Origin of the sequence: Streptomyces sp. NPDC090741, from assembly GCF_044769045.1 — a bacterium.
Lineage (GTDB): Bacteria > Actinomycetota > Actinomycetes > Streptomycetales > Streptomycetaceae > Streptomyces.
Map to the genome: position 1 here is coordinate 40,280 of NZ_JBIVXF010000006.1, position 16,260 is coordinate 56,539.

17 protein-coding genes and 2 pseudogenes are annotated in these 16,260 nt (G+C 70.1%); 7 read left to right on the forward strand and 12 right to left on the reverse strand.

The genetic code is table 11. The features are described 5' to 3' along the window. Window positions 1-13: 13 nt before the first annotated feature. The 3 genes and pseudogenes from ACIQU4_RS17740 to ACIQU4_RS17750 all read right to left on the reverse strand — a co-directional run bounded on the left by ACIQU4_RS17740 (window position 14) and on the right by ACIQU4_RS17750 (window position 1,095). On the reverse strand, window positions 14-490 hold the full coding sequence (locus ACIQU4_RS17740; RefSeq protein WP_403731085.1) for a cupin domain-containing protein: 477 nt from the start codon (window positions 488-490) through the stop codon (window positions 14-16). A gap of 105 nt (window positions 491-595) precedes the next feature. Then, window positions 596-683 (reverse strand): annotated as a pseudogene (locus ACIQU4_RS17745) (transposase); the annotation flags it as partial. A 172-nt stretch (window positions 684-855) separates the two neighbouring features. Next, window positions 856-1,095 (reverse strand): hypothetical protein, encoded by a 240-nt coding sequence (locus tag ACIQU4_RS17750; RefSeq protein WP_403731088.1) that lies wholly within the window; start codon window positions 1,093-1,095, stop codon window positions 856-858. A gap of 289 nt (window positions 1,096-1,384) precedes the next feature. Here ACIQU4_RS17750 and ACIQU4_RS17755 point away from each other — a divergent pair, with 289 nt between their 5' ends. After that, on the forward strand, window positions 1,385-1,705 hold the full coding sequence (locus ACIQU4_RS17755; RefSeq protein ID WP_403731090.1) for a hypothetical protein: 321 nt from the start codon (window positions 1,385-1,387) through the stop codon (window positions 1,703-1,705). A 925-nt stretch (window positions 1,706-2,630) separates the two neighbouring features. Here the strand turns inward: ACIQU4_RS17755 and lepB are convergent. From lepB to ACIQU4_RS17775, 4 genes and pseudogenes are all read right to left on the reverse strand, one after another. After that, the gene (lepB, locus tag ACIQU4_RS17760) at window positions 2,631-3,284 is read right to left on the reverse strand and encodes a signal peptidase I (RefSeq protein ID WP_403731093.1); all 654 of its coding nucleotides are present in this window, start codon (window positions 3,282-3,284) and stop codon (window positions 2,631-2,633) included. A gap of 163 nt (window positions 3,285-3,447) precedes the next feature. Further along, window positions 3,448-3,664: pseudogene (locus ACIQU4_RS17765) on the reverse strand (MerR family transcriptional regulator); the annotation flags it as partial. 530 nt (window positions 3,665-4,194) lie between these two features. Further along, window positions 4,195-5,184 (reverse strand): hypothetical protein, encoded by a 990-nt coding sequence (locus ACIQU4_RS17770; protein WP_403731096.1) that lies wholly within the window; start codon window positions 5,182-5,184, stop codon window positions 4,195-4,197. Between the two features lie 107 nt (window positions 5,185-5,291). After that, window positions 5,292-5,978, reverse strand: coding sequence for an SDR family oxidoreductase (locus tag ACIQU4_RS17775; protein WP_403731098.1), 687 nt, complete (start codon window positions 5,976-5,978; stop codon window positions 5,292-5,294). Between the two features lie 121 nt (window positions 5,979-6,099). Between ACIQU4_RS17775 and ACIQU4_RS17780 the strand changes: the two genes are divergently transcribed. After that, on the forward strand, window positions 6,100-6,660 hold the full coding sequence (locus tag ACIQU4_RS17780; protein WP_403731101.1) for a TetR/AcrR family transcriptional regulator: 561 nt from the start codon (window positions 6,100-6,102) through the stop codon (window positions 6,658-6,660). A gap of 52 nt (window positions 6,661-6,712) precedes the next feature. Further along, window positions 6,713-6,970, forward strand: a complete 258-nt coding sequence (locus tag ACIQU4_RS17785) for a hypothetical protein (RefSeq protein WP_403731104.1) — start codon at window positions 6,713-6,715, stop codon at window positions 6,968-6,970. 810 nt (window positions 6,971-7,780) lie between these two features. Here the strand turns inward: ACIQU4_RS17785 and ACIQU4_RS17790 are convergent. Both ACIQU4_RS17790 and ACIQU4_RS17795 read right to left on the reverse strand, forming a co-directional pair. Next, complete coding sequence (locus tag ACIQU4_RS17790) at window positions 7,781-8,479, reverse strand: DUF6766 family protein (protein WP_403731107.1); 699 nt, start codon at window positions 8,477-8,479, stop codon at window positions 7,781-7,783. A gap of 81 nt (window positions 8,480-8,560) precedes the next feature. After that, on the reverse strand, window positions 8,561-9,046 hold the full coding sequence (locus ACIQU4_RS17795; protein WP_403731110.1) for a hypothetical protein: 486 nt from the start codon (window positions 9,044-9,046) through the stop codon (window positions 8,561-8,563). Window positions 9,047-9,383: 337 nt separating this feature from the next. Between ACIQU4_RS17795 and ACIQU4_RS17800 the strand changes: the two genes are divergently transcribed. The 3 genes from ACIQU4_RS17800 (at window position 9,384) to ACIQU4_RS17810 (ending at window position 13,152) form a co-directional block, all read left to right on the forward strand. Beyond that, window positions 9,384-9,572, forward strand: coding sequence for a DUF6381 family protein (locus ACIQU4_RS17800; protein ID WP_403731113.1), 189 nt, complete (start codon window positions 9,384-9,386; stop codon window positions 9,570-9,572). A gap of 203 nt (window positions 9,573-9,775) precedes the next feature. Continuing rightward, window positions 9,776-11,377: an FMN-binding glutamate synthase family protein gene (locus ACIQU4_RS17805; protein ID WP_403731116.1), complete on the forward strand. Its 1,602-nt coding sequence runs from the start codon at window positions 9,776-9,778 to the stop codon at window positions 11,375-11,377. Between the two features lie 47 nt (window positions 11,378-11,424). After that, window positions 11,425-13,152 carry a thiamine pyrophosphate-dependent enzyme gene (locus ACIQU4_RS17810; protein ID WP_403731119.1) on the forward strand — a complete coding sequence of 576 codons (1,728 nt, stop codon included), beginning with the start codon at window positions 11,425-11,427 and terminating at the stop codon, window positions 13,150-13,152. Between the two features lie 158 nt (window positions 13,153-13,310). Here the strand turns inward: ACIQU4_RS17810 and ACIQU4_RS17815 are convergent, their stop codons facing one another. Continuing rightward, entirely contained in the window at window positions 13,311-14,018 is a 708-nt protein-coding gene (locus ACIQU4_RS17815; RefSeq protein WP_403731122.1) for an HAD family hydrolase, read from the reverse strand. 18 nt (window positions 14,019-14,036) lie between these two features. Next, window positions 14,037-14,360: a plasmid stabilization protein gene (locus tag ACIQU4_RS17820; RefSeq protein WP_403731125.1), complete on the reverse strand. Its 324-nt coding sequence runs from the start codon at window positions 14,358-14,360 to the stop codon at window positions 14,037-14,039. 402 nt (window positions 14,361-14,762) lie between these two features. Between ACIQU4_RS17820 and ACIQU4_RS17825 the strand changes: the two genes are divergently transcribed. Continuing rightward, window positions 14,763-15,113 carry a hypothetical protein gene (locus tag ACIQU4_RS17825; protein WP_403731128.1) on the forward strand — a complete coding sequence of 117 codons (351 nt, stop codon included), beginning with the start codon at window positions 14,763-14,765 and terminating at the stop codon, window positions 15,111-15,113. Window positions 15,114-15,231: 118 nt separating this feature from the next. Here the strand turns inward: ACIQU4_RS17825 and ACIQU4_RS17830 are convergent, their stop codons facing one another. Then, window positions 15,232-16,197, reverse strand: a complete 966-nt coding sequence (locus tag ACIQU4_RS17830; protein WP_403731131.1) for an LLM class F420-dependent oxidoreductase — start codon at window positions 16,195-16,197, stop codon at window positions 15,232-15,234. Between the last annotated feature and the right edge of the window lie 63 nt (window positions 16,198-16,260).

A 16,260-nucleotide genomic window follows, 5' to 3' on the forward strand; every position in this document is an offset into this window, starting at 1 on the left:
AGGCCCTCGCTGGTCAGGCGTGCTCGTCCGATGGCTGCTGGACAGGCTGGACCGACCAGCTTGGCGGCTCGTCGTTGCCTGAGTCCTCGTCGCCCTTCGCGTCGGCGGCTGTCGCATGGATCTTGCCCGACGCGTGGTGGACCGGCGCGTATACAGCGTAGAGCTGGAGGGTCTCCTCACCGATGTTGGTGACGTTGTGCCAAGTGCCTGCGGGCACGAAGATCGCCCAGCCATCCTCGACCTCCCGGTCGAAGTCGAGTCGATCCTTCGTGCGGCCCATTTGAACGCGACCCCGGCCCGCGTCGAGTCGTAGGAATTGGTCAGTCTCCGGATGCGCCTCCAAGCCGATGTCCTCACCCACCGGGATCGACATGAGGGTCAGCTGAAGGTACTTCCCAGACCAGGCGACCGCGCGATAGTTCGTGTTCTCGAGCGTCGCCTTCTCAAGGTCGAAGCTTTGAGGTTCCGGCCCGATGTCCTTGATGGTCACACTTCTCTCCCGGTCAACAAAGGCGGTACGCGGTACACGGCTGAGGTCTTGCGCCAATCCACGTCAACACTCTCAGAGCCCTAGGCTCTTCTGGCCGCAAACACGCGAGCCGCTCCCAGGTGTCATCCGCCGACCAAAGCCGGTGACGCTCGCAGACGGTCTTCCAGTTACCGAACCGTTCAGGAAGGTCCCGTGCTTCGCGAAGCCAGCGTCTGATCGGTGCCGGTCGCAGACGACCGCGGGCCTGATACGGCGGCGAGAGCCGCCTGCCGGAGCACGCCATGGGCGACGAGGTGCTCATAGAACGCCGTCCACTGCGAACCCGTGGCGACGCCGGCGGGTTCCAGGGCACTGCGGGCGTCAGGTCAGGTGCGGAGGTAGTTGTTGGCGCCGTCGCGGTCCTCGGTGCTCTCTTCGTTGAACCAGTAGTCGCCCGCCGCCAGGTAACGGAAGGAGTGGGTGGTCTCGCCGGGCAGTGCGACCGTGACCGCCCGCTTGCCGTCGTTTCGCGGCTGGAGCGTGTGGACGCCGGGCCGCCAGTCATTGAAGTCCCCCACCACGCTCACCGGCCCCGGCGGATCCTCCCCCGGCAGAACGAACGTCACCTCGGTACCATCCCTGCGTGACCTGCGCTCCAACATGAACGGCTCCATTCGACGGGGCACAACGCGAATTGCGGGAATCCCCATCCTCAGGTGAGCCGATGCCGGGCGCGCCCCCGCGCAGCCGCAAGTGTGAGCGTGTCACCCGCCCGGCACACCCCTCCCCGTGCCGACGCGCAGCGCGGGCCCCGGCATGTCAGGGTGGCAGGGCGACAAGAGAGTCCACACACGCGGGACCCGGGCAGCGCCACGGACAACGCACCGCCCTGACCGACCCTCTACAGTGCGAACTGTGGATGATCACGAAACGGACCTCCTGGACGCGGTACGCACCGCCCTCCGCGAAGCGGGCTTCGACCCAGGCAGCGAAGGCGGGGAGGGCGTGCATCTGGTCCGCCACGCCCGCGGCGTCATGGTGGGCTGGATGCCCGAAGAGATCGACGAGTTGCACGCCCGCACCAGCGGCACCAACACCCCTGACCAGTCCCGTACGGAGCTGGCCGGACTGCACCACGCCACCGGTCTCGCCCTGGCCGCCGCACTCCATACCGCAGGCTTCACCACCGAAACCCAGAACGACCACATCCTCGTACTGCCCCCACCACCAACCTGAGAGCACCACAGCCCTGGCCAGTGCGCCCTTCACCCGGTGCCGTCACAACCCTCGGACAGGCCCACCTCACCGATCATGCCGGCGCCCCGGCAGCCCCCGGCCAGCACCAACCGACCGGGAGCTGCGCACCCGGACCAGGACGTTGAACAAAGCCGAATCCGTGAACGCCCCCGCGCCGTGAGGCGGCTGGACCGAATCGGGGTCAGACCGCAGGCTCATAGACGACGGTGGTCGTGGGCCAGTCCTCCGCAAGTCCAAGGACCGCCTGGCGCTCCGCCTCGTCCACGGCCAGATCCCAACGCAGCTTCGTACCCGCCCAGGTCCCGACATAGATGCAGTGATACGAGCCCGTCCGTCGGCATCCACTGCGCCGGATCCTTGTCCGCCTTGGACCGGTTGGAGGCGGCGGAGACCGCGATCAGGGTGTCCGAAAAGGCCTGGCCGTTCGTGGACGCCTCACGCCGCGCCGCATCCCAGCCGAAGCCGCCGGCCGGCGGGGAGCGTCATTCGAACCGTGCGGTATTCCTGCCAGGCCCGGTGGCTGCGAAGCCCGAGCAGGCTTCCCTACCGATGCGCCCGCGGCCCGGCCAGAAGTGCCCTGATGGCGTTGCAGTCAGCAAAGAGGAGACACGTGTGCAGGGACATCCTCTCCTCCGCAACGGGCATCCTCACCGCCATCGCGGCGACCCTCGGCATCGTCAGCGGGATCGCCGCTCTGGCCACTATCTACCGCGACCGCCGTGTACGGGTGCAACGGCGCCGGTGGTGGGGCCGAGGTCTGTCTGGGTGGGGGAAGGGCCGAAGGACGAGAATCAATGCGGGTAGTGCGCTCTGGGGTCGAATCAGCGTGCTTGAGCCTGTGACCTGCCGTTCTCCGCGTGATGCCGTTGGCGTGCCTCAGGCCACTTGCAGCGGGCCCTTGATGTCAGATGGCCACAGGTACGAGCCGTGTGCGTTCGGCGTGGCGCTGGATCAGGTATCCGGCGAGGCCGCATCCGATCCCGGTGAGGGCGACGAAGACCCCACCGACCAGGACGAAGAGCACCGTGACCACGACGTCCGCGTCCTCGAACGCTCGCTCACGGACCGTGTTCGCGGGGATGGTGCCGCTGTGTCCGTCCGTGAGGAAGTAACGGGAGTCGTTGGAGGTGACGCGGTTGTCGCCCATCATGAAGAGACGGCCTTCCGGCACCACCACGTCATAAGTGGTGCCGTTCCCGGCGGGGTTGCCCCCGGCGACATACGGTTCCCTCAGCGGCTTGCCGTTCAGCAGCACCTGCTTGCCGTCACAGCTGACCCGGTCACCGCCCATACCGATGACACGCTGGAAGACGGTGTCGGTGTCCGTATACCGGCCGGGCAGGTGGTAGAAGACCGCGTCTCCGCGGTGGAGCTCACTGTCGTGGATCTTCTTTGTGAAGGCGATGTCGCCTTGCTCGTACGTCGGCCGCATCCCGTCGGAGTCCACGCTGTGCCCACCGAACGCGAAGTCGGCGAACAGCCATGTCCCGATCGTCAGCAGAATCCCGAGCGGCACGAGCACCAGCCCCGCGATCCGCAGCCTTCGCCCCGGTCTCATCCCTCAGCCCCTCCCGGCAGTCCGAGCTGCACCCTACCGACCCAGACCAACACCCCAGCCTGGCACGCCAAGGTCAGGAAGATCCTCGGCTGGGTTCGATGACACGGCGACTGAGTTGAATGTCAACGGACAGCGGGATCTGGGATCGGTGGCGGCCGGCCTCCAGGAGCTCGGCGACCTCCTCCAGCGTGAACCCGAGCCGCTGGGCAGCCTTGATCACCCGCACAGCGGTCACCGCGTCCTCGCCGTACAGGCGGGCGGTGGCCTCCGTTGCTGCGTTCCGGCTCGGCCAGCAGGCCGCGCCGCTCGTAGTAGCGCAGCGTCTCGACGTTCTCCCCGGCCGCCTCCGCGACCTGCCCGCTGCGCACGCCCGTGCTCACCGCGGCCCTCTGGCGGCAGCGGTCCGTGTGGCGAGGGCTTCCAGGACCGTCTTGTGCGCCTGGTCCACGGCGATCTCCAGCCGGACCCAGCCCTCGGCCGGGGTGACGTCGAAGGTGAAGAACGAGCAGCAGCCGCCTCGCGTGCCACCAAGTCCCGGACCCTGTCCTCGGCACCCGGCCCGCCGACGAGGTGAGCGCGTGTCACGGGCAGCAGCACCGGAAGGGGCGTCGCCCGCGCAGCAGCAGAGAACCGCACACCCGTCGTGCTCGAACTGGGTGGTCGAACCCGTGCGCTTGCGATCCTGAGGTTCACCTCTTCGTCGTCACCATGCCGTTCGGCGGCTCGGGCACATCGGGTAACGGGAACTACCACGGGAAGGCCGGCATCGACATGCTCACCCATGCCAAGTCAATGCCGATCTCTCCTGCCGATACCGTCACCATCTCTTCCCTCCCTGCATCGAAGAAAAGGTGCAGGAACTCCGCGAAGGGTTCGAGTACGAACGGGGATGAGTAGAACGGCTGGAGCGTCAGGAAGCCGCAGCAGTGCGGCGCAGGCGGGACCGCAGGCCGAGCAGGAGCGCGGCGGTCACGGCCCAGGCGGCCAGGGTGACGAGCGGGCCCGTGACGTGGGCGCCGTGGAAGTAGCTGAGGTCGGTGATGGCACGGACGGCTGCCCCCGGCGGCAGGAGCGCAGAGACGGCATGCGCGGCCGGCGGCAGGAGATCCGCGCTGATGGCGGCGCCACTGGTGGAGTTGCCCACGGTGAGCAGCAGCAGGGTCGCGGCGGGTACCCCAACGGGACCGAGGTACGTCCCCAGCAGCTTGGTGGCGAAGGCAGCGGCCGCGGCCAGCAGCGTGAGGGTGAAGGCCAGAGGGACGATGGGGGCAGGTACGGCACCCAGGACGGGCCCGGCAAGGATCGCGGCCACGGTCCCGATTGCGGCGGAGACGGCGGAGAGCAGCCAGAACCGGTGACGCAGGTGGAGCAGGCCAGCAAGGCCCAGGGCGTTCTGGGCGAGGACGAATCCTGCGAGGGTCACGCCGAAGGCCAGGTAGAAGCCGGCCAGGCCGCGCGAGTCGTAGCGGGTCAGGGGCACGACGTCCTGGGTGGTGACCTGCCGGCCCACGCCCTCGGCGTACGCGCCGACGAGGCTCTTGACGGCCGAGGTGGTGGACGGGCCGGAGGCTCCGGCGACCTCCAGGTGCAGCCGGCCGCCGGGGCCCTCGCCGAGCGCGGCCGAGACCTCGTGCCGCTCCAGGGCTCCGCGGGCGGCCGTGGCGTCGGCGACCGGGTGCACGTCGACGCTGTCGCCGAGTGCGCCGCTCATCCGGCCTGCGAGTTCCTGTCCGGTGACGGCGATGGTGACGTGGTGGGGCTGAGGGTCACGCTGCAGGCCGATGTAACAGCCGATGAACGCGGCGGCCAGGACCAGCGCGATCACGGCAGGCTGAAGCCAGGCCCGTACGGGCGGGCGACGGCGGGTGTCGGGGACGCGCGGGGTGGGGGCTTCGCCCACCCCGGCGGGCGCAGGGACAGCCGGAAAGGATGTGATGGGGGATTTCATGAAGGGTCTTCCTGGCCCGGTCCGGCGGTGGCGGACTGCGGGCGGTCGGGGTGAGTGAGTCAGGCGGCGGACGGGACGCCGCCGAGCCCCTGCCTGACACTGCGGGTGAGGTCGTCGGCGAGGACTTCCCGCGCCCCGGCGGCCAAGCCGTCGAGGGCGAGGGCCGCGACGAGGGCGGGGTCGGTCTTCTGGCCGGCCGGAATCCGGGCGGCCATGTCGGTGTCCATGTAGGCGACGTGGAGCGCGGTGACCGCGATGCCCCGCGGGGCCAGTTCCTCCCGGATCGCGTCGGTCATCGCCCAGCCGGCGGCCTTGGCGGCGGCATAGGCACCGACTCCGGCCGGATGGAACCAGGACAGGACGGAGAGCACGTTGAGGACGGCCCCGCCCCGGTTGCCCTCGATGACCGGGGCGAACGCTCGGGTGGCGGCCAGGGGGCCGAAGAAATTCGTCTCCATCTCCAGCCGCACCGCGTCCCAGTCACCCGCAACCAGCGGGGTGCCCGTCATGATCCCGGCGTTGTTGACCAGCAAGGTGGCGTCCGAGGCGATGCGGGCAGCCTCCCGCACCGCCCGTGGGTCGGCCAGGTCCAGGTGCAGGGGTACGACGCCGGGCAGGTCCACCGACTCGGGGTGGCGGGCGGCGGCGTAGACCTTGGCCCCGCGCTCGACGAGCTGGGCAGCGAGATGGCGGCCCAGGCCCCGGTTGGCTCCGGTGACCACGGCGACGGCGTCCTTCAGTTCCACGACATCTCCCAAGGGGTGGCCGGCCGGGCATACACACTCATCCCGACCGATTTAGATTACGTCCATAATCTACACCCGGAGTAGGATAGATGCCAGTCGTCATCCAAATGAGGAGGTGCCCATGGGCCGCGTATCGCAGGCGCAGGCGCAGGAGAACCGCAGGCGGGTCGTGGAGATGGCATCGCGGCTCTTCCGCGAACAAGGCACGAGCGTGAGCGTCGCCGACCTGATGAAGGCGGCCGGCCTGACCCACGGTGGCTTCTACAAGCAGTTCGCCTCCAAGGAAGCGCTCATCGACGAGGCCGTCACGCACGCCTTCGAGGAACTGGCCGAGCGGCGCGCCACCGCGCTGGAGGACAACGACGGCGAGCGCCTCGCGGCCCAGCAGGCGATGATCGACAGCTACCTGTCCGCCCGGCACCGGGATTCCCCTGCCGCCGGCTGCCCAGCCGCCGCGCTGGCCACCGACATGGCCCGCGACCCCGGGGACCTCGGGGCACACCGCACCTACGCCGACGGCGTGTCCGATTTCGCCGACTGGCTCGCCTCCGACGACCAGGACGGCATCGTCCGGCTGTGCACGATGCTCGGCGCGGTCGTACTGGCCCGCGCCACCAAGGACACCCCGCTCTCCGACGAGATCCTGGACGCCGCCCGGGCCGCACTGACCCCCGCGCCCTGACGGAACGGACAGAAATGGGGGACCAACAGGGCACCGCGGCCGGGGGCAAGGCATGAAGAAGGCCACCGACCTCGGCTTCGGACACGAGAAGCACCCGCTGCTGGGCCGCCGGGTCCGCGACCTCGCCGCCGGTACGGAGGGCGAGCTGATGGCCGCCGTCGTCCGCGAAGAGGTCGCCGCCCACACCGGCCGATGCTGGACCCGGCGCGCCTACATCCGCCCCGAAGCCGGCGGCCGGGGACTGCCGACCGCGGTGGGCAACATCGAGCCCCTCACAACCGACCGAAGCACCCCGTGCCCCGGCGGATGACCGGCGATGCGGTGGTGCTCGCAGAGCGTCTGGGCGCTCGTGGTGATGGTGATCGTCGCGTCGATGACGCGCACCTTGAGCCGGCGGCTTCCAGCGATCAACTGCGGCGGCCTCCCCATCCGCCAGTCCGATGCGAGCGCGCATCGATCTTCACAGGCAGCGAGGTCGGCAGGGTGTCCAAGTCCTTCGTCACACGACGATCCTGGACACCCTCCTCACGTTTCCCAGCACGGTGTCAGAAGGTTCGGCCTGCCTAATGCTCGGTGCACCGCGGGTGCGCTGGGACGCGTGCCGGAAGCAGTACGAACCGTCCGGAGTCCCGGGCGGCTTGCCGAACTCGTACGAGTCCTCCGGGGCGCGCTCCCCTACACGGTAGGTCCGCACGGCATTTTTGCGCGGCCCAGGCGGGCGAGTCGGCCGACCTGCTCGTGGCCGTGGCGAACGACGCGGTCTCGGTGGTGTCGCTGGAGACACGGGCCAGGACCGTGGGGCCGTCGAGGAACCTGGCCTGGCCCGCGTACGGGTCCTCGCCGTCGTACGAGAATCGGGCAAGGAGCGGCACACGGCCCCTCATCACGTCCAGATGGACAGTGATCAGAGCAGATATGAAGGACATCGACGGGCCTCCGGAATGGGCTGCACGGTTGCACTTTTCTGCCTCGCCTCGCCCTTGAGCGCGCGGGCCACCACCAAGAGGACGGCGTCTCCTTGCCTCTCCCCAGCGGGGCTCCGCAAAGCGACGCGGAGCTCGTCGACTCCGGCCGCCCTGTGGGGCAGAGATCGACCGGGAAGGCCGTACGGTCCGAAGTCTCAGCCCTCCACCCCCGTGGAGGCGTGGGAGGCACCGACGGGCTTGGATTCCGGGGATCCGCGCTGGCGCAGGTAGACGGAGAGGATGGCCATCGCGGCCACGGCCAGGAGTTCGGACTGCCAGTTCTGCAGGGAGCGGTTCCAGAAATCGGCGGATCCCAGATAGGCGCCCCAGGAGACGGGCGGCTGCAGTCGGCGTAGTTGCTGCTCGTTGTAGGCGGCCGTACCAGCGATGGATTGTACGAGCCAGGACAGGAAGAACAGCAAGGCCATCACGGTCCCCAGGGAGCGTGAGTACAGGTGCTGCCGCCAGTCCTTCGTACCCGCCCAGCGGGGCGAGTCGGCTCGGGCGTGGTCGCCGATGCGCTGCTCCTGGTCGGATTCCGGTCCGGCTTTGTGGAGTCTCTTGGATTCGGGTGAGCCGCGTTGGAGGAGCCAGACGGTGCCGAAGATGTAGAGGAAGAACTGGAGGAACTCCGACTGCCAGTTCTCGCTGACGTCGACGGCGAAGTCGGACGACATCAGGTACTCCCCTAGTGTCAGCTGCTGCAGCCCGTCGACGGCGAGGTCCTCGTTGAACCCGGTCTGCCCGGCGAGTGCCTGGCCCGCCAGGACGAGCAGGAACGCACCCCCGAAGGCGAGGGTGAGGCTGTTGTCCCGCCAGAAGCCGCTTTTGCGGTACTCCCGTCCTCCGCTCACCGGTACAGCGCTCCGATCGTGATGAAGTAACCCAAGCCGCCCAGGATTATCACGAGGCAGGCAGCGAACAGGAAGCGCACGTCAACCGCCTTTCAGCGAGCACCGGTAGGGCTGATCGCCCTGTGGTGCGCAGTCCGCGGCCACCACTCTCCAGCCGTCGTCGAACTGCGACAGGAACAATGTGTCGTTCCGCAGGCGCAGCAGCGCCTGCCGCCCGTAGACCTGCGTGTCGTCCACCTGGCCGGCCGCCGGCAGATCCTGGCCGTACAGCGCCGGGCCGCACGGCTGGTGCTGGTCCTCTTCGAGCTGCTGCCGGGTCTGCGGTGCCAGCAGCGCGCAGGCCCGGGTGTAGTCGGCGTCGGCGAGGGCCTGTTCAAAGGCTTCCGCAGCGTGCCGGGCGCCGTCCAGCCGGGGCGCAGGCGCCCCGCACCCGCACAGCATCGCCGCCGCCGCTGCCGCCGCCGCTGCGACGGCGACCACCGCCGTCATCGCCCGGCCACGGGGCTGCGGGGCGCGCCGGGAACGGTGCGCCTTGTGGTCCTCGCGCAGCAGCGCGGTCACGTCCATGTCCGCCTCCTCCAGCACGGCGTGCGGTCGAGGCGACCGGATGCCGACGGCCACCATCCCTCCGCAGACGCCGGGGGGCCCTTGCTGGTAGCGACGGACACGCAGGAGACCGCCCACCCGGACCAGCGGCCCGGGTGGGGGTGGCTCAGATGCGTCGGGCCGGTCGAGGAGGGGGTGGGGCGGAAGATCGCCTGCTGGTGGAGGGCGGTGGTGGCGTTGTTGATGGCGCTGTTGTGGAGGCTCTCGAAAGTCCTGCCTGGCCGGAGGGCTGCGGTGGCGCGTCAGCCCTCCCGCTGTTTGCCTGGAGGGACCCGCACCCCAGACCCGAGGAGTGATCATGAGCGGCGACAGCCAGCCGAGCAGGCGAGCCCAGCAGATGCGCGCCAAGGCTGAAGAGCTGGAGCAGGCGGCGCAGCACGCCAGCGATCCGGCAGAGCGGCAGCGGCTGAAGGACAAGGCCATGCGTATCCGGGAGAAGACGGAGCAGGAGAACGGCAGGGGCAGCGGAACCATGGACCCCATGTAGACCAGGCCCACGGGTGGCCTAGGCTCCCGTCCGGATCGAAGGGCGCCGGCGGCGGCGACCCCGTCACCGTACGACCGGCCAAACAGCCCAACGCCGTTCTACGATGCCGGGCCCGTCGGCGGCGATTTCTCGATATTCGGCTACCATGCCGGGCGCGCACCCCGTGGGCGATTGACGAGGAGACTTCGGGACAGAAGCACGACGTGCTGAAGATACTCCTCGTGGTCTTGCTCGTCCTGCTCGCCGCATGTGCGTCGGCCGCCGCCGTACTGGCCACGCCCTGGTTCGTGGCTCTGGCCGTCCCCCTGGTCCTGCTCGCGCTGGTGGCCGCACACGACCTCGTACAGCGTCGGCACTCGATCCTGCGGAACTACCCGCTGCTCGGGCACCTCCGCTTCGCCCTGGAGGCCCTGCGGCCGGAGATCCAGCAGTACTTCATCGAGCGGAACTTCGACGGCCGCCCCTTCGACCGGGACACCCGGAGCATCGTCTACGAGCGGGCCAAGGGGACCGACGCCGAGGAGCCGTTCGGCACCGAGCTCGACCTGTACCGGCCCGGCAGTGAGTACCTCACACCGTCGATGGCGCCGCGGGCGGTGCGGACGGATCCGCCCCGGGTACGGATCGGCGGACCCGACTGCACCCGCCCGTACGACATGGCCCTGCTCAACGTGTCGGCGATGAGCTTCGGCTCGCTGTCGGCCAATGCCGTACTCGCGCTCAACGCCGGCGCGCAGTTGGGCCGCTTCGCCCACGACACCGGCGAGGGCGGGCTGTCGGAGTACCACCTGCGCCCGGGCGGGGACCTCGTCTGGGAGATCGGCACCGGCTACTTCGGATGCCGGACCGACGAAGGGGGCTTCGACGAGCGGCAGTTCGCCCAGAAGGCTGCGCACGAGCAGGTCAAGTGCGTGTCGTTGAAGGTCAGCCAGGGCGCCAAGCCGGGTATCGGCGGTGTCCTGCCGGGAGCCAAGGTCAACGCTGAAATCGCGAAGGTCCGCGGCGTTCCGCAGGGCAAGACCGTCGTGTCGCCGCCCTTTCACCGCGTCTACGCCACGCCGCGCGAGCTGGTGCGCTTCCTCGCCCGGATGCGCGAACTCAGCGACGGCAAGCCCGTCGGCTTCAAGCTCTGCGTCGGCTCGCGCCGGGAGTTCCTCGCCGTGTGCAAAGCCATGCTGGAGGAGGGCACCACGCCGGACTTCATCATCGTCGACGGCGCGGAGGGTGGAACGGGCGCCGCACCGCTCGAATTCGCCGACCACGTCGGCCTGCCGCTCGGCGAGGGGCTGATGACCGTACACAACGCCCTCGTGGGGGCAGGTCTGCGCGAGCGGATCCGGATCGGGGCCAGCGGCAAGGTCGCCACCGGCAGTGACCTGGTCAAACGCCTCCTCCAGGGAGCCGACTACACCAATGCCGCCCGCGCCATGATGTTCGCGGTCGGCTGCATCCAGGCCCAGCGCTGCCACACGAACACCTGCCCCGTGGGCGTCGCCACCCAGGACGAGCGGCGCGCCCGCGCCCTCGACGTCGGCGACAAGGCGCAACGCGTGCGGCGCTTCCAGGAAGCCACGGTCAAGAGCGCCCTGCAGATCATGGCGGCGATGGGAGTCGACGAGCCGTCCGGGCTGCGCCCGCACCAGCTGGTCCAGCGGGTGGATCCGCATACCGTCCGCTCCTACGCGGAACTACATGAGTGGCTCACACCGGGGCAACTGCTCGCACCGGGGCAACTGCTCGCATCAGCGCCCGAGGGCTGGGCATCCGACTGGCGGGCGGCCGACCCGGACCGCTTCACCCACTGACAAGCCGGCCCTCGCCCCGGGGCCGCACCGGACGGAAGGGCACTCCTGTGGCACGTACCGTCGCCCACGTGATCGTCGACGCACTCGAAGAACTGGGTGTCCGGCACGTCTTCGGCGTCGTCGGGGACGCCTTGAACCCCCTGACCGACGCCATCCGCACCAGCGACGACCTGGACTGGGTCGGCTGCCGCCACGAAGAGGCCGCGGCCTTCGCGGCCTCGGCGCAGTCGCAGCTCTCCGACACCCTCGGGGTGTGCATGGGCACGGTCGGGCCGGGGTCCGTGCACCTCCTCAACGGGCTCTACGACGCGGCCAAGAGCCGCACGCCAATCCTGGCGATCTGCGGACAGGTCCCCCTCGCCGAGGTCGGCAGCGACTACTTCCAGGAAGTCGACAACGACCTGATCTTCCGCGACGTGGCCGTCTACCGCGCCACGGTCACCTCGCCCGACCAGATGCCGCGGATGCTCGAGTCGGCCGTGCGCGCCGCCGTCACCCAGGGCGGCGTGGCCGTCCTGACCGTCCCCGGCGACCTGGGCGACCAGGAGCCGAGCGAGGACCGCCCCACGCGCTTCGCTCTCGCCGCGCCCCGCACGCGCCCCGACGACCCGGCCCTCGCCGAGGCCGCCGAGCTGCTGAACTCCGCCTCCCGCATCACGCTGCTCGTCGGCCGCGGGGCGCGCGAGGCCCGCGCCGAGGTGCTCCGGGCCGCGGAGCTGCTCGCCGCGCCCATGGTGCTCACGCTCAAGGCCAAGGAGGGCTTCGAGGGCGAGAACCCCTTCCAGGTGGGGCAGACCGGCCTGATCGGCAATCCCGCCGCGGCGCACGCGCTCGACAGCGGCGAAGCGCTCCTCATGCTGGGCACCGACTTCCCCTACCTCGACTGGTACCCGACGGGCTGCAAGGTGGTTCAGGTCGACACCCGCGCGGAGCACCTGGGCCGCCGGGTCCCGGTGGACGTGGGTCTTGCGGGCGACGTCGGGGCCACCCTGCGCGCCCTGCTGCCGCTGCTGGAGGAGGCTCCCGACCGTACGCACCTGGACGGCGCCCGGGACCGGTTCGTACGCTGGGAGGAGGGGCAGCAGCGTGTGGCCGACCCGGGCCACGAGCGCCGCTGGACCGGCAAACTGCGGGCCGCCCTGGACAACCGGGACCACGAGATCCGCCCGGAGGCCCTGGCTGCCGCGGTGGACCGGTATGCCGACGAGGACGCCGTGTTCACCTCCGACACCGGCATGGCCACCGTCTGGCTGTCCCGCTTCGTCAGCATGCGCGGAAGCAGGCGGCTGATCGGCTCGTACAACCTCGGCTCGATGGCGAACGCCATGCCGCAGGCCCTCGGGGCCCAGCTCTGGGCGCCCGACCGGCAGATCGTCGCCCTCTGCGGCGACGGCGGGCTGAGCATGCTGCTCGGCGACCTGATGACGATCAAGGCGTACGGGCTCCCGGTGAAGCTAGTCGTCTTCGACAACCGCCGGCTGGGCATGGTCAAACTGGAACAGGAGCAGGCAGGACTGCCCGAGTTCGGTACGCAACTCGACAACCCCGATTTCGCCGCGGTCGCCACGGCCATCGGCCTGACGGGCATCCGGGTCACCGATCCAGCCGAGCTCCACGCCAGTGTGCACCGGGCGTTCGAGACCCCGGGGCCGGTCCTGCTGGACGTACTGACCAACCCCGAGGAAGTGGCCGTGCCGGGCAAGCCGACCGTGGCCCAGGGGTGGGGCTTCGCCATCGCCAAGGTCAAGGAGACCCTGTCGAGCCGCGAGGACTGACGGAGCACCCCGGACCGGCGGTCAGCCTCCCCAGCCCGGCTCGGGGAGCTGACGCCGTCGGCTCCATCGTCTCCCGCCCTCGCCGGTACGTGGTCGCGCCGGGACGCCTTCGTGACCGGTCGGCCCTTTGTGTCCTGGAACCGATCGCCGCTTCGCTCTCAGCGGCCGAGGCCGGCCGTGTCGGCGAACGGGCTGTCGCCGAGGTGGGCGAGGAGATCGGCGGGATGCCGGTACACGGCCCGGGCCCCGGCCTCTTCGAGGTCGCCGCGGGGGATGCCGCCGCACAGGAGTCCCACGCAGGCGACACCGGCGCGACTGCCTGCACGCATGTCCCAGACCGTGTCGCCGACGAAGACGGAGCCGCGCGCGGGTGCGTCCGCGAGGACGGAGCCGCGCGCGGGTGCGTCCGCGAGGACGAGGGCGTGGTGCACCGGGTCGGGTGCGGGCTTGCCTTCCTCCACGTCGTCTGCGCTGGCCGTCGCGGTGATGGCGTCGTCGGCGTCGACGGCACGCCGCAGGGCATCGAGTTCGGCCTGCTGGGCAGAGGTGACGAGCACCACGCGCCAGCCGCGCCGGTCCAGCTCGCGCAACAGGTCGGATGCCGCGTCCAGCGGCGGCAGCCGGTCGAAGTACGTGCCGTAGAGAGTGTCGTGCGCGCTGGTCAGCGTGTCGTCCTGGTCCGTGTCGCGATCCTCACCCAGGAGATGCGCAAGGAGGTCCTCACCGGGCAGACCGATCGCGCGGTGGATGTCGTGCATGGCGACGTCGTGGCCGCCTTGCCGCAGGGCCTCCCACCAGCATGTGACGTGCAGGTGGTTGGTGTCGGCCAGGGTTCCGTCGACGTCGAACAGCGCGGCCCGGTTCATGCGCGCCTCCCGGCGGGTTCAGTGGCCGAGCTTGCGCTTGAGTTCGGCCTTGTTCATGGAGGACCGGCCGTGCAGATCGCGGCGCTGGGCCTCCGTGTAGAGCTGGTCGTAGGTGGGTCCCTCCGAGCCGCTGTGGGAGCGCTGTCCGCCACGCTTGGCCGATGACATCTCCTGGGTCGAGCTCTTGCTCGCCGTCTTGGACTCGCCCGCGCGGGCCCTCTCCTTGTTCACGGTCCGCGCTGCGATCTCCTTCGCCCGCTTCGGGCTCTCGCCGCGCTCCTGCGCACTGTCCTTGATGTGCTCGTACTGCCGCTCACGCTTCGGATTGGATCCTCGGGGCATGACGGACTCCTCTGCGAGATGGGCGGCCGACGCGGTGGAGCCTTCGCGCGGCCGTTTCCGGATCGGGTCGAACGGGATCCGCAGACCCTGCCCTGCTCCGGAACGTCGAGAACGAGCATCGGCGGCCGGCGCCCGCGCCCCGTCGTCCTGCGGGATGCCAGGACTGGATCACGTCGGCCGTCTACCCACTCCTCCCCCTCGCACTCCTCACGCCCCGGTGCCCGGGCTTGCCCCTGGCGGACGCGGGCGCGGACGGATCTCATCCGGGAAAACGCGCGGCGGGTAGAGGCCCGGTTTCTCCTTCGCCGCGCGGCGCGAGTCCATCGGGGCAGCGCCCTGGGACCTCCACTCGCGTCCCTCGCGCTGGAAGTCGCCCAGGACCGCGAGAGCCTGCGCCGCATCATGGCCGACCTCGACATCCCCGTGATGCGAAACCGGATCGCGCTCGGATGGCTCGCCGAAAAGGCCGGCCGACTCAAGCTCAACGGCCGTCTCGTCTCCCGCTCACCGCTCAGCGATGTCCTTGAGCTGGAAGCCATGCGCCTGGGTGTCGAGGGCAAGGCGTGTGCCTGGCGATCGCTCGCGGCCCTGGCCGACACCGACCCACGCATCGACGGCGCACGGGTCCAGGAGCCGCTGCGGCGTGCCGAGCGGCAGATCCGGAGCCTGGAGGCCCTCCGCCTCGAGCAAGCCGCACAGGTGTTCACCGCTGACGGGGTCAGAACCGACGCCGGCCTGCACAACTACCCCTGAGAGATCCGCACCGGGCGCACCCGCACAGGTCAAGCACCCGCACAGGTCAAGGTGGCGCACAGGTCAAGGTGGCGCACAGGTCAAGGTGGCGCCTGCCCTGCCTGCGCAGGAGACGATTTCACAGCTCCCTCAGAGCCGGCAGCAGCTTCCGTTCGGACCAGTCCAGGAAGGGCTCCTGCTGGTCGCCGCCGATCTGGATCAAAGCGACCTCGGTGAATCCTGCGTCGATGTACGGACGCACCGCTTCGACGAAGGCGTCCACGTCGTCGCCGCAGGGGACGGCACCCGCGACGTCCTCGGGCCTGGTGTGCTGCGAAGCCTGGGCGAAGCCCGCGGGGCCGGGGAGTTCCGCGTTGACCTTCCAGCCACCGAGCGCCCAGCGGAACTGGTCGTGCGCCCGGGCCACGGCCGCGTCGCGGTCGGGGTCGTAGGAGACCGGGAGCTGGCCCACGCGCGGTTTGCCGGAGCCTCCGTAGGCGCCGAATGCGGTCAGCAGCTCCTTCTTCGGTTCGGTGGCGATGACCAGGTCGCCGTAGCGGCCCGCGATCTCGCAGGAGCGGTCCCCGGAGGCGGCGATCCCGATCGGGGGCGGATCTTCGGGGAGGTCCCAGAGTCTGGCGTTCTCGACGTCGAAGTGGGCGCCGTGATGGCTGACGTAGCCGCCGGCGAACAGGGAGCGGATGATCCCCACGGCTTCCTCGAGCATCTCCAGGCGGACGTGGGCGGCGGGCCAGCCCCCGCCGACGATGTGCTCGTTGAGGTTCTCGCCCGAGCCCAGGCCCAGCCGGAAGCGCCCCCGGGACAGGAGCTGCATCGTGGCCGCCTTCTGGGCGATCACCGCGGGGTGGTAGCGGAACGTCGGGCACGTCACGTACGTCATGAGCGGGATCCGGGAGGTGGCCTGCGCCGCGGCGCCCAGGACGCTCCACGCGTAGGGCGCGTGTCCCTGGGCCTCCAGCCAGGGGAAGGAGTGGTCGGAGATGACGGAGAAGTCGAACCCCGCCCGCTCCGCGCCCACCACGTGGCCGACCAGCTCCCTGGGCCCGGCCTGCTCGGTCATCATCGTGTACCCGAATCTCGCCATACCGGGCGCCTTACCGCTTCGGAGCCGTTGAAACGCCCCCTCTGCCCGTCAGGCCGAGTGGCC